The organism is Rahnella sp. WP5 (assembly GCF_000745615.1).
Classification (GTDB): domain Bacteria; phylum Pseudomonadota; class Gammaproteobacteria; order Enterobacterales; family Enterobacteriaceae; genus Rahnella; species Rahnella aceris.
In genome coordinates this window covers 35,967-49,565 of the sequence record NZ_JQJR01000009.1, presented here as the reverse complement: position 1 = coordinate 49,565, position 13,599 = coordinate 35,967, and the positions used below count along the sequence as shown (strand labels likewise).

8 protein-coding genes are annotated in these 13,599 nt (G+C 51.5%); 7 read left to right on the top strand and 1 reads right to left on the bottom strand.

The features are described from left to right. Window positions 1-36: 36 nt before the first annotated feature. Window positions 37-1,023, top strand: coding sequence for an RNA polymerase sigma factor RpoS (gene rpoS / locus EX31_RS07825; protein WP_013574019.1), 987 nt, complete (start codon window positions 37-39; stop codon window positions 1,021-1,023). Between the two features lie 98 nt (window positions 1,024-1,121). On the opposite strand, the gene mutS is transcribed toward rpoS, so the two are convergent. Then, the gene (gene mutS / locus EX31_RS07820) at window positions 1,122-3,677 is read right to left on the bottom strand and encodes a DNA mismatch repair protein MutS (RefSeq protein ID WP_013574020.1); all 2,556 of its coding nucleotides are present in this window, start codon (window positions 3,675-3,677) and stop codon (window positions 1,122-1,124) included. Window positions 3,678-4,099: 422 nt separating this feature from the next. Here mutS and EX31_RS07815 point away from each other — a divergent pair, with 422 nt between their 5' ends. The 6 genes from EX31_RS07815 (at window position 4,100) to alaS (ending at window position 13,421) form a co-directional block, all read left to right on the top strand. Beyond that, window positions 4,100-6,760 (top strand): hypothetical protein, encoded by a 2,661-nt coding sequence (locus EX31_RS07815; protein WP_013574021.1) that lies wholly within the window; start codon window positions 4,100-4,102, stop codon window positions 6,758-6,760. Window positions 6,761-6,913: 153 nt separating this feature from the next. Then, the gene (gene mltB, locus EX31_RS07810; protein ID WP_013574022.1) at window positions 6,914-8,017 is read left to right on the top strand and encodes a lytic murein transglycosylase B; all 1,104 of its coding nucleotides are present in this window, start codon (window positions 6,914-6,916) and stop codon (window positions 8,015-8,017) included. Between the two features lie 161 nt (window positions 8,018-8,178). Continuing rightward, window positions 8,179-8,673 (top strand): nicotinamide-nucleotide amidase, encoded by a 495-nt coding sequence (pncC, locus tag EX31_RS07805; RefSeq protein WP_013574023.1) that lies wholly within the window; start codon window positions 8,179-8,181, stop codon window positions 8,671-8,673. A 107-nt stretch (window positions 8,674-8,780) separates the two neighbouring features. Further along, a complete protein-coding gene (recA, locus tag EX31_RS07800; protein ID WP_013574024.1) occupies window positions 8,781-9,845 on the top strand; it encodes a recombinase RecA in 1,065 nt (354 codons plus the stop codon). 171 nt (window positions 9,846-10,016) lie between these two features. Further along, window positions 10,017-10,655, top strand: a complete 639-nt coding sequence (recX, locus tag EX31_RS07795; RefSeq protein WP_369794780.1) for a recombination regulator RecX — start codon at window positions 10,017-10,019, stop codon at window positions 10,653-10,655. A gap of 138 nt (window positions 10,656-10,793) precedes the next feature. Further along, on the top strand, window positions 10,794-13,421 hold the full coding sequence (alaS, locus tag EX31_RS07790) for an alanine--tRNA ligase (protein ID WP_037034321.1): 2,628 nt from the start codon (window positions 10,794-10,796) through the stop codon (window positions 13,419-13,421). Window positions 13,422-13,599 lie beyond the last annotated feature (178 nt).

The window sequence follows — 13,599 nt, the reverse complement described above, 5'->3', positions numbered from 1 at the left end:
CGATTCTGCCCTCGGGACCACGGGTAGGAGCAGCTTATGAGTCAGAATACGCTGAAAGTTAACGAGTTACATGATGATGTAGATTTCGATGAGAACAGCGCTGAAGCCTTTGACGAGAAAGCAATAGTCGAAGAGACTGCCGACAACGATGCTGAAGAAGAATTGTTGTCGCAGACTGTAAGCCAACGAGTGCTGGATGCCACTCAACTGTACCTCGGTGAAATCGGTTATTCCCCTCTGCTTACCGCAGAAGAGGAAGTTTATTTCGCACGACGCGCGCTGCGGGGAGATGTTCCTTCCCGCCGCCGTATGATTGAAAGTAATCTGCGTTTGGTGGTTAAAATTGCCCGCCGCTACAGTAACCGCGGTCTGGCACTGCTGGATTTGATCGAGGAAGGTAACCTGGGTCTGATCCGTGCGGTTGAAAAATTCGACCCTGAGCGCGGCTTCCGTTTCTCTACCTATGCAACATGGTGGATCCGTCAGACAATCGAACGGGCGATTATGAATCAAACCCGTACTATTCGTCTGCCGATTCATATCGTTAAAGAACTGAACGTTTACCTGCGTACCGCACGTGAACTTGCACATAAACTGGACCATGAACCGAGCGCTGAAGAGATTGCTGAGCAACTCGACAAACCGGTACATGACGTCAGCCGTATGTTGCGCCTGAATGAACGCATCACTTCTGTAGACACCCCATTGGGTGGTGACTCAGAGAAAGCGTTGTTAGATATTCTGGCGGATGAAAAAGACAACGGCCCGGAAGACACCACACAAGACGACGATATGAAACAGAGTATCGTGAAGTGGTTATTCGAGTTGAATGCAAAACAGCGTGAAGTGCTGGCGCGTCGTTTTGGCCTGTTAGGCTATGAAGCGGCAACGCTGGAAGATGTGGGCCGCGAAATCGGTCTGACACGTGAACGTGTTCGTCAGATTCAGGTAGAAGGTTTGCGTCGCCTGCGTGAAATCCTGCAGGGGCAAGGACTGAGTATCGAAGCACTTTTCCGTGAGTAAATAACTCACAGGCAATTGCCACAATATGCAGCATCCAATAAAAACGGTGGGTTAATCCCCACCGTTTTTTTATGCATCCGGTTCAGTTCAGCGGACGTTTACACCATATCTTTCAGACGATAGATCCATTCCAGCGCCTGACGTGGCGATAACGAATCTGCATCCAGTGACTCCAGTGCCTCAACTGCCGGAGATACTTCTTCGGTCAGTAAAGCCAGTTGCGGACCGTCAACTTTGCTGGCGGCAGCGTTGTTCGACAACGTTTCCAGCTCTTTCAGTTTCTGACGGGCGCGCTTAATCACATCACGTGGCACACCAGCCAGTGCGGCAACGGCCAGACCATAACTCTTGCTGGCGGCGCCATCCTGTACGCTGTGCATAAACGCGATAGTGTCGCCGTGTTCGATAGCATCCAGATGCACGTTGACGGTGCCTTCCATTTTTTCCGGCAGGGTGGTCAGCTCGAAATAATGGGTGGCGAACAACGTCATGGCTTTAATACGGCTGGCAAGGTTTTCCGCACATGCCCATGCCAGCGACAAACCATCGTACGTTGATGTCCCGCGCCCGATTTCATCCATCAGCACCAGGCTGTTTTCCGTCGCGTTATGCAGGATATTGGCAGTTTCAGTCATTTCCACCATAAAGGTTGAACGTCCGGAAGCCAGATCGTCCGCGGCACCGACACGGGTGAAGATGCGATCCACCGGCCCGATGACAGCGGCTTCCGCCGGTACATAGCTGCCGATATGCGCCATCAGAACAATCAGTGCTGCCTGGCGCATATAGGTACTTTTACCGCCCATGTTCGGACCGGTGATAATAAGCATCCGTCGCGCCGGGGACATGTTCAGCGGGTTAGAAATAAACGGTTCACTTAGCACCTGCTCAACCACCGGATGGCGGCCGCCGGTAATATTAATGCCTGGTTTTTCACTCATGGTCGGACAGGCGTAATTCAGTGTGTACGCGCGTTCCGCCAGATTACTCAGCACATCCAGTTCGGCCAGTGCACTGGCGCTTTGCTGTAATGCAGACAGGTGCGGCATCAGCAGGTCGAACAGCTCTTCATACAGCGCTTTTTCCAGAGACAGGGCTTTGCCTTTGGAGGTCAGTACTTTGTCTTCGTATTCTTTCAGCTCAGGAATGATGTAGCGTTCGGCATTTTTCAGCGTCTGGCGACGGACGTAATGAATCGGCACCAGATGGCTCTGCCCACGGCTGACCTGAATGTAATAACCGTGAACGCCGTTGAAACCGACTTTCAGCGTATCCAGCCCCAACTTTTCACGTTCGCGGATCTCCAGACGATCGAGATAATCCGTCGCGCCGTCTGCCAGCGCACGCCATTCATCCAGCTCAGCGTTGTAACCCGGTGCGATTACGCCACCGTCACGCACCAGAACCGGCGGGCTTTCGATCACAGCGCGTTCAAGCAGTTCCACCAGTTCGGTAAAGTCACCGGTTTGCTCCACCAGCGTTTTCACATGAGCGGCTTCGGTTCCCTGCAAGATCTCGCGGATTTCCGGCAGTTGCTGCATGGCATGACGCATACGGGCCAGATCACGCGGACGTGCGCTGCGCAGTGCCAGACGTGCCAGAATACGCTCGAGGTCGCCGACCTGACGCAGCACCGGCTGTAAATCGGCGGTGATATCCTGTAACGCACCAATCGCCTGCTGACGATGCGTCAGCAGTTTGATATCGCGGCTCGGCATGTGGATCCAGCGCTTGAGCATGCGGCTGCCCATCGGCGTTACGGCCTGATCCAGCACTGCCGCCAGCGTGTTCTCTACACCACCCGCCAGATTTTGCGTCAGCTCAAGATTACGGCGCGTGGCCGCATCCATAATAATCCCATCCTGCTGGCGCTCCATGGTGACGCCACGGATATGCGGCAGCGCAGTGCGCTGGGTATCTTTTACGTATTGCAGCAGACAACCGGCAGCACGCAGCGCCTGAGCAGCCTGCTCAACGCCGAAGCCGCTCAGATCGCGGGTGCCGAATTGCAGGTTGAGCTGCTGTTTCGCGGTTTCCAGCTCGAATTCCCACATCGGACGGCGGCGCAGGCCACGGCGGGAGGAAATCAGCGACATGGCTTCAAAGCTTTCCGGGTAGAGTAATTCCGCCGGATTGGTGCGCTGTAATTCGGCTGCCATGGTTTCCAGATCGTCAGGCTGTGCGACGCGGAAACGGCCGGAACTGATATCCAGCGTGGCATAACCAAACCCGCGCCCGTCCTGCCAGATAGCCGCCAGCAGGTTATCATGACGCTCGCTGAGCAACGCTTCGTCACTGACGGTGCCCGGCGTGACGATGCGTACCACTTTGCGTTCAACCGGCCCTTTACTTAGGGCCGGGTCGCCAATTTGTTCAGCAATCGCGACGGATTCCCCTAGCTGGACCAGTTTCGCCAGATAACCTTCTACCGCATGATAAGGCACGCCCGCCATCGGGATCGGCTCACCGGCAGAAGCGCCGCGTTTGGTCAGGGAGATATCCATCAGCTGAGATGCGCGTTTCGCATCGTCATAAAACAGTTCGTAAAAGTCACCCATGCGATAGAACAGCAGAACTTCCGGGTTCTCAGCTTTCAGACGCAGATACTGCTGCATCATTGGTGTGTGGGCATCCAGGTTTACATTATTTGTCATAGACTTAATCTTTTTAATCCATTTTTCGACGCGATGGGTTTAAGGATTTTTTCTGTTGCGTATCTTAGCCCAGCGGGCAAGAAGCTGTCACAACTAAAAATGGAAAGCATCGCGCAAACCAGACATGTAACACCCCCTTCGTTTGCAGAGCGTAAAGGTCAGGGGATTTGAACATGTTGCAACGGGCGTAATAATAGAGTTTTTATTTTTTTGAGAATAATAATAAGGGGGTGATAATAATAAAAAACGTGCCGTTATATTAATGGGTTAGTTGTTCGTAATATTATTAATAATAAGTATATAAAATGAATTAAGTGTGGATATGAATGTTTTACTCCTCTGCTAGGGTGATGGCTGTTCCCGGATGACCTTATTAATACGGGATTTTCCACGCTATTTATCCATCTTTGCGGAGAAGTATTATGCAATTGCAATTTAAATTAAACATGATCAACGATGCCTGGTATCCCACTCTCGATTTGAATGAGATTAAATCAACGTCTGGCGGCGCGGTTGATATTAAAGAAAAGTTAGTGATCGTATTTTCAGCACCCGGAAAAATAACTGCCGGTGATATTAATGTCGAAACCAATCCGTGGAAACCGCTCGGCACGAAAGTGGAATCCACGGAAGTTGGCGGCGGGATTTTTGATGTCAAAGTGACGATTGAGCCGACCGATGGACAGCCTGTGGGCGATGCCATTCAGAAAATTCATATGGGGCTGAACGTCTCCTCTGCGGATTCGCCTGCCTGGTCTGATTTCCGCGAAACCTTTGCGCTGGCCGCTGATGAAGAACCGGGTGTTACCGGTGAATTGTCGGTCAGTTGTCCGCCGTTGCCTGCCGGGCTGACAAATGCCGCACTCGAACTGCGTCTGGTGCGCGGCGATAAAACATTGCGCGTTTTGCCAGAGTTTGGTCACGTCTCTAAATTTTCCGTCAATGCGGGGAATTACAGTGTCTTTGCAGCAGAATTAAGCACGGAAGACGGTACTGTCCGCGTGCCTGTCAATCTCGGACAGACAGAAATCACCATTGATAAAGGCCGTACCACCTCGCTGGCCGTCACTTTCGGCGCTGTGGATCGCAGTACGACCATTGATGTTGCATTGAATTTCTCAGGCATTGCCGGTTTGCGCGATGAAGAGCTGACGCTGATTTGCAGCGAGAACGGCACAGATAAACTGAGCCTGCCGGTACGCTCCGGCCAGCAATATCGTCTGGAACATTTACCTGCTACCGGCCGCTTTGAAATCCGTATTGCCGATTTACGTCTGAACAATATTCATTATCTGTTTGATGATTACGACGGTCAGTTCGACGGCCAGTATCACAGCATTAACTTCACTCAGGCGCAGGTCAGCCAGCGTGGTGATTCACAGCCAAATGCTGCGAAGCTGACGGTCAGTGTGAAAGCGGAAAGCGCGGTCAGTAAATCCATTTCCCTGCGACTGACAGACAATTCCGCCACACCTCGTCAGTACCGCTTCGATGCGATTGCCGCGCAAAATGGCAGCATTGAGCAGCCAGTTCTGGTTGTGCCGGGTTCTTATACCGTGGTCTCGGGAACCTTTATTCACAACGGCATCGTACATTACGTGGATGTCAGCCCTCAGCCGTTACTGGTCAGCGCGAATGCACCGGCACAGCTGAATGTGACGATTGTCAAAGGGGCGAATCTGCACGTGAAAGGTTTCCCTGAGTTCCTCACCTTTGGTGCCTGCGCCAATATGGTGCCGACTAACGTGGATGATTTTGCCGCGGCGCGTGTGTCTTCAATTTTCAAATATTCCGGTGATGACGGCATGGGCGATGCGGGCGATTATCTGTCACCGTCTAAAGAACCGACGCTGCAAATTATTAAAATGGCACGGGACGTCTCCGCCAAACTGAATGAACCCGTGTTGCCGCTGATGGTGTCTTACACCTGTAACTTATCATTGGGTGATGTGCCGAATATTATTGCTGATCCGGTACGCCATAAATTCAGCTTCGCCAACTTTATTCAGTCGTTGCAAATGGCGCAATCCCAGCAGGATGCGGAACATCCGGTACCAGCCGGGTATATTGTGAATCCGGATTATCTCGGCGAATGCCAGAAATACGGTTTCCTGCCAACGTATGAAATTCCGGTTCGTCAGCCTCTGAGCGAAGCACTTGCCCACCACAATGTGAATGTGCAGGTTCCGGCAGGCATCACCAATACCCTGAAAGGCTATATCCGGGCGGTAAACTGGCTGACGCGCGTGGTTGCGCCAGACGTCGTACTCGGCTGGCAGGTCAACCTGTGGGGAGTGGCAGGTTCGCAGTGGATTTATAAAGATTTCGTCTACGATGATGTTTTTGATGCCGCTGACGGGCAACATAAAAAAATGACGGTTGATCCGTTCACTGCGGGCAGACTGACGGCGCAATATGCATTGCTGGTCGGCGTGTTTGATGACATCGAATATATCCGTGCAGACGGTTCTCCTGACGTGGCGAAGGGCGCTGATTTTATGGCCGCTGACCGTTATGAGGCTGATGACTTCACTATCCGTTCATATGCCAATGGTTATTGTTATTCGCCATACGAATGGGAGCGTACGTTCGATTTCTGCGCATCCTTAAGTCGCCACCTGCGTCAACCGGTTCTGCCATGGCAGATCCCGGCCAGCCATCTGCCAACTTCCGCAGATGAGGTTAATGCTGATTTCAACACCCAGAACTGGGGCAGCGGCGGCAGCTACCTGATGGGGCATTCCGAAATTGGTGCCTCGGTGGATGCCATCCATGAACGCCTTCTGCCGCTGAAATTCGATGCCGCTTATGCCTCAATGATGGGCCACGACACCCGGGAACTGTTCTCCCGGCATTCATGGGATCTTTCCACACCTAAGTATCTGGATTTCCCGTCACGCGGTATTTTCCATGTCCACCTGGGCGGCGGAGCGACGACCGGGGTGATCAGCGGCGTGGGTGATGCCAGCAGCTGGATGCGCAACAAGCTGAAAGCTTATCGTGATAATCCGGTGAAATTTGAGGAAAGCAGTACGCTTAAATCAGGCAGCCAGTGGCGTTCCAAGACGCCGTCGGTGAAATAATTACGCAGTATTTTTAACACGTGCGGGTCCGTTACAGCGGGCCCGTCACTTAGAATTTTTGTACCTTGTAAAGACGATGATTTTCAGTTTTTTCGGCTTTAATAATGCTCTACCATATCCGCACCTCTTTTATTGCATGGTTACGGATATCCGATGCGCCACCTGGCAGTCATTCTTCCCCTGGTTCTTACACTTTCTGCATGTAGCAGTAATAAGCCCGCACCTCAACCTGAAGGCCCGCGAAATCCTTTTTCCGATGGAAGAAATGCCAGCGCGAATACGGTTCCCGCTGGTGGTTTTCTGCTGCAGGCTGAGCACACCGGTGCCGTCCAGACCGGTGATTTCGCCTATGATCCGGCCATGAACCAGTTTGTTGACAAAATGGTGCGCGAGCACGGATTTGACCGTCAGCAATTGCATGATGTCCTGTCGCAAACCAAACGTCTGGGATTTGTATTACGACTGATGGATCAGCAGGCGCCATCTGGCCCGCCATCTACCGTGCCGAATGGCGCATGGAACCGCTATCGCAGCAAATTCATTACGCCGGATAACGTGCAAAACGGCGTAGTGTTCTGGAATCAGTATCAGGATGCGTTACAGCGTGCGGAACAGGTTTACGGCGTGCCGCCGGAAATCATTGTCGGGATTATCGGTGTGGAAACCCGCTGGGGACGCGTAATGGGTAAAACCCGCATAATCGATGCGCTGGCGACCTTATCCTTTGCTTATCCGCGCCGGGCAGAATATTTCTCCGGCGAGCTGGAAACCTTCCTGCTGATGTCCCGCCGTGAAGGCGATGATCCGCTGAGTTTACGTGGTTCCTTTGCGGGCGCGATGGGCTACGGCCAGTTTATGCCATCCTCTTATAAGGACTACGCCGTAGACTTTAACGGTGATGGTCATGCCAACCTGTGGGATCCGATTGATGCCATCGGCAGTGTCGCCAATTATTTCAAGGCACACGGCTGGACGAAAGGCGCACCGATTGCGGTGCCGGCAGCAGGCCAGGCGCCTCTGCTGGAGAATGGCTTCAAAACCAAGTATCCGCTGTATACGCTCAAAGCAGCGGGGCTTAGCCCGCTGGGTTCACTGGGCAATTATCAGGAAGCCAGCTTGCTGCGCCTTGATATGGGCACTAATTACCAGTACTGGTACGGATTGCCGAATTTCTACACCATCACCCGCTACAACCACAGCGTGCATTATGCGATGGCGGTATGGCAACTGGGTGAAGCGGTGAAAGCCGCGCGCTAACGCCGGTGAGTTAATCTTTCATGAGGGCCGCAGATTGTGGCCCTTCTTTTTCTTTTTATTCCAATTCTGAATACATCGCGCAAAACGCTTCGACGGGACTCACAGACCGGAAGAGAAATGCTAACATCGGGTCAGTTTCAGATGACCCGCCAGGAGGGAGTATGAGCGAAAAACGTTTACATGAACTGAGTGTGGAAATCGGGGCGGCGCTGAAAGCGAAGGGATGGTGGGTAACCTGTGCGGAATCCTGTACCGGTGGCCTGATTGCCAAAGCGATTACCGATATTGCCGGAAGCTCCGCCTGGTTTGACCGCGGATTTGTCACTTACAGTAACGCGGCCAAGCATGAATTGCTGGGCGTTTCTGAAAGCACGCTTGAGCAATATGGCGCAGTGAGTGAGCAGGTGGTGCATGAAATGGCACTGGGCGTGTTACATGCGGCGGGTGCTGATGTGGCGGTTTCGGTCAGCGGTATCGCCGGCCCTGACGGAGGTTCTGCAGAAAAACCTGTCGGCACTGTCTGGTTTGGATTTGCCGGAAAAGACGGACGGGTTCTGACCGCGAAACAGCAGTTTTCCGGCGATCGCGAAGCAGTGCGTTTGCAAGCTGCTGTTTTTTCGTTACAAACTGCATTGCGTGAGTTTATTAAAAATTAGGCTTGATACTGTATGAGCATACAGTATAATTACTGCCAATTACCTGTACATAAATTATATTCAGTGATGCAGGCGGGATGTTCCCCTGTATCAGACGAGGAGTAAAAATGGCTATTGATGAGAACAAGCAAAAAGCGTTAGCTGCAGCACTGGGCCAGATTGAAAAGCAATTCGGTAAAGGCTCCATCATGCGTCTGGGTGAAGATCGCTCCATGGACGTCGAAACGATCTCTACCGGCTCTTTGTCTTTGGATATCGCGTTAGGTGCTGGCGGCTTGCCAATGGGCCGTATCGTTGAAATTTATGGTCCGGAATCCTCCGGTAAAACCACGCTGACTCTGCAGGTTATCGCTGCTGCACAGCGTGAAGGCAAAACCTGTGCGTTCATCGATGCAGAACACGCGCTGGACCCTATCTACGCTAAAAAACTGGGCGTCGATATCGATAACCTGCTGTGTTCTCAGCCAGATACCGGTGAACAGGCTCTGGAAATCTGTGATGCGCTGACCCGTTCAGGCGCCGTTGACGTTATCATCGTTGACTCCGTTGCCGCACTGACGCCAAAAGCTGAAATCGAAGGCGAAATTGGTGACTCTCACATGGGCCTCGCAGCTCGTATGATGAGCCAGGCGATGCGTAAGCTTGCGGGTAACCTGAAAAACGCCAATACCCTGCTGATCTTCATCAACCAGATCCGTATGAAAATCGGTGTGATGTTCGGTAACCCGGAAACCACCACCGGCGGTAACGCCCTGAAATTCTATGCCTCTGTACGTCTGGATATCCGTCGTATCGGCGCTATCAAAGAAGGTGATGTGGTTGTCGGTAGTGAAACACGTGTGAAAGTCGTGAAGAACAAAATCGCCGCACCATTTAAACAAGCTGAATTCCAGATCCTGTACGGCGAAGGTATCAACATCAACGGCGAACTGATCGACCTGGGCGTTAAGCACAAACTGATCGAGAAAGCGGGTGCATGGTACAGTTACAACGGCGAGAAGATTGGTCAGGGTAAAGCGAACTCTTGTAACTACCTCAAAGAAAACCCGAAAGTTGCTGCTGAACTGGACAAAAAACTGCGTGATATGCTACTGAGCGGCACCGGTGAATTGAGCGTTGCGACTACTGCTGAAGACGCTGACGACAACATGGAAACCAGCGAAGAGTTTTAATTTCGCGGTTGTCTGACAAAGACATTTGAAGGGCAGGGGACTTTGTCCGCTACTTTCAACAGTCGTTAAAATGCCAGTCTGGTTTCCAGACTGGCATTTTGCATATCAGGGGGAAATCTTATGCCCGATGAAAAAATACTTAATGAAAAAATCGTCGACCTGAAAAAATTGCTGGAAGACGTTGCGCAAAACAGTGAGTCCACGCTGTTTGAGCCGCAGAAAAAAGACGGTGATGCAGCGAAAATCAACACGCTGATTAACCGCGCTATGCGCCTGCTTTCTCAGCGTGATCACGGCGAAACCGAGTTGCGCCGCAAGTTGCTTATTCCACCGATGCCTTTTGTTAAACCTCAGAATAAGAAAAACAGCTGGTCATCACGTAAAAAAGCGGAGCAAAATGCGTTTGTTGACGAAGAGGTGGTGAGAGCTAAACCTCAGCCGCGGCCAGTGCCAGAAGAAATTGCGGAAGAACATGTGCAGGCGGTGATTGACTACTGCTATCAGCATCACTGGCTCGATGATGCCAAATTTGCCAGCCGTTATATTTCCGGTCGCAGTAACAAAGGTTACGGTGCGCAGCGCATCCGTTCGGAATTACTGCAAAAAGGTGTCGATAAAGAAATCATTACAGTGGCGCTGGAAAACACTGAGGTAGACTGGTGCGTTCTGGCACGGGATTTGGCCGTCAGGAAATTTGGTGAAAATTTACCGACTGACTGGAAAGAAAAATCAAAAGTTCTGCGTTATTTGCTCTACCGGGGCTTCTTTCAGGAAGAAATACAGTCTATTTATCGCGATTTTGACGATTGACCGCATACGGTATTTTACTTCCCCGCGCAGAAATTTTATCTTATCCGCACTTTTTCGTTCGTGAGCTGAACAGATTGCTGCCATATGCAGCGTTATCCGGCTCAAGAGCCGTTCTTCCAGCATGATTCCGGGACATTTATGAGCAAGAGCACCGCTGAGATCCGTCAAGCGTTTCTCGATTTCTTCCATAGTAAGGGACACAACATTGTTTCAAGCAGTTCGCTTGTCCCGACAAACGATCCGACACTGTTGTTTACCAATGCCGGGATGAACCAATTTAAAGATGTTTTCCTCGGTCTGGATAAGCGTGATTACAACCGCGCCACCACATCTCAGCGTTGCGTCCGTGCAGGTGGTAAGCACAATGACCTCGAAAACGTCGGTTATACTGCACGTCACCACACCTTCTTTGAAATGCTGGGTAACTTCAGCTTCGGTGATTACTTCAAACACGATGCCATCAACTACGCCTGGGAACTACTGACCGGCGAAAACTGGTTTAATCTGCCGAAAGAGAAGTTGTGGGTCACCGTCTATGAGACTGATGACGAAGCCTTCGAAATCTGGGAAAAAGAAGTCGGCGTTCCAAAAGAACGTATTATCCGCATTGGCGATAATAAAGGCGGCGCATTTGCTTCTGATAACTTCTGGCAGATGGGCGATACCGGCCCTTGCGGCCCTTGTACCGAGATTTTCTATGATCATGGCGATCACATCTGGGGCGGTCCTCCGGGTTCTGCTGAAGAAGATGGCGACCGTTATATCGAGATCTGGAACCTGGTGTTCATGCAGTTCAACCGTCAGGCTGACGGCACCATGCTGCCACTGCCAAAACCATCCGTAGATACCGGGATGGGGCTTGAGCGTATCACTGCGGTTATGCAACATGTGAACTCAAACTACGACATCGACTTGTTCCAGAAACTGATCGCTGCGGTGGCAGAAGTCACTGGCGCGACCGATTTGAGCAACAAATCCCTGCGCGTTATTGCTGACCATATCCGTTCATGCGCATTCCTGATTGCAGATGGCGTTATCCCGTCGAATGAAAACCGTGGCTATGTGTTGCGCCGTATCATTCGCCGTGCTATCCGTCACGGCAACATACTGGGCGCGAAAGACACGTTCTTCTACAAACTGGTTGCTCCGCTGATTGAAGTGATGGGGCCGGCTGCGACAGAACTGAAAGAACAGCAGGCGATGGTTGAGCAACTGCTGAAAACCGAAGAAGAACAGTTTGCCCGTACTCTGGAGCGCGGACTGGCGTTGCTGGACGAAGAATTGTCCGCTCTGAAAGGCGACACTCTGGACGGCGAAATTGCTTTCCGTCTGTACGACACCTTTGGTTTCCCGCTGGATCTGACTGCTGACGTTTGCCGTGAACGTAATCTGAAAGTGGATGAAGCCGGTTTCGAAAAAGCGATGGATGTTCAACGTCGCCGTGCACGTGAGTCCAGCGGTTTCAGCGCGGACTACAACAGCATGGTGCGTGTTGACGGCGTGACTCAGTTCTCAGGCTACGAACATTTGCAGCGCCATTCCAAAGTCGTGGCGCTGTTTGTCGATGGGCAGCCAGTGAATGATATTCAGGCTGGCGTTAATGCTATCGTGGTTCTGGATGACACGCCGTTCTACGGTGAATCTGGTGGACAGGTTGGCGATAAAGGCATTCTGAAAACGACTACTGGCGTATTCTCTGTTTCTGATACCCAGAAATATGGAAAAGCGATCGGTCATCAGGGCGCACTGAGCGCAGGTAAACTGAGTATCGGCGACAGCGTCGAAGCAGAAGTTGATGTCGCCCGCCGTGACCGCATCCGTCTGAACCACTCGGCAACGCACTTGCTGCATGCCGCGCTGCGTCAGGTGCTGGGAAAGCACGTGGCTCAGAAAGGATCTCTGGTTAACGACAACTATCTGCGTTTCGACTTCTCACATTTTGAAGCAATGAAACCAGAGGAAATTCGCCAGGTAGAAGATCTGGTGAATGCCCAAATTCGTCGCAACTTGCCGATTCAGACCACCATCATGGATCTGGACGAAGCGAAAGAAAAAGGTGCAATGGCGCTGTTTGGTGAGAAATACGAAGACAGCGTTCGTGTGCTGAGCATGGGCGATTTCTCTACCGAATTGTGTGGCGGTACGCACGCCAGTCGTACCGGCGATATCGGCCTGTTCCGTATTCAGAGTGAATCCGGTACTGCAGCAGGTGTTCGTCGTATTGAAGGGATCACCGGTGAAAACGCGATTAATGCCCTGCATCAGCAAAGTGATTTGCTGCAGGATGTCGCGCATCTGGTTAAAGGGGATGTGAGCAGCATCACCGATAAAATTCGTTCTTTGGTTGAGCGTTCACGTACGCTGGAAAAAGAACTTCAGCAGGTGAAAGGTCAGCAAGCCGCGCAGGAAAGTGCATCACTGTCCAGCCAGGCGAAAGAAGTGAAAGGCGTTAAACTGTTGGTTCGTCAATTGGATAACGTAGAGCCTAAAATGCTGCGTACAATGGTTGATGACCTGAAAAATCAGTTAGGATCAGTGATTATTGTCCTGGCAACCATTGCCGATGACAAAGTCAGCCTGATTGCAGGTGTCACAAAGGATCTGACCGATCGTGTTAAAGCCGGTGAGCTGATTGCTTCTGTGGCACAGCAGGTCGGTGGCAAAGGTGGTGGTCGTCCTGATATGGCGCAGGCTGGCGGCAGCGATGTACAGGCATTGCCTGCCGCGCTGGCGACTGTTGAAGCCTGGGTTGAAGCTAAGCTGTAATAAGAAATAAATAGCTAACCATGAAAACGTCATAATGTATTGTGCTGTATGGCGTTTTCAGTCTTAATGGCAATGTAAGCTTCGCGATTAAAGTCGCGACAATGACGATATCGGCTAAACTTAAAGTACTCATGGCTGAAGTTGCAGGCTGCTTACATTTTATGTAGGGGTCATGGCT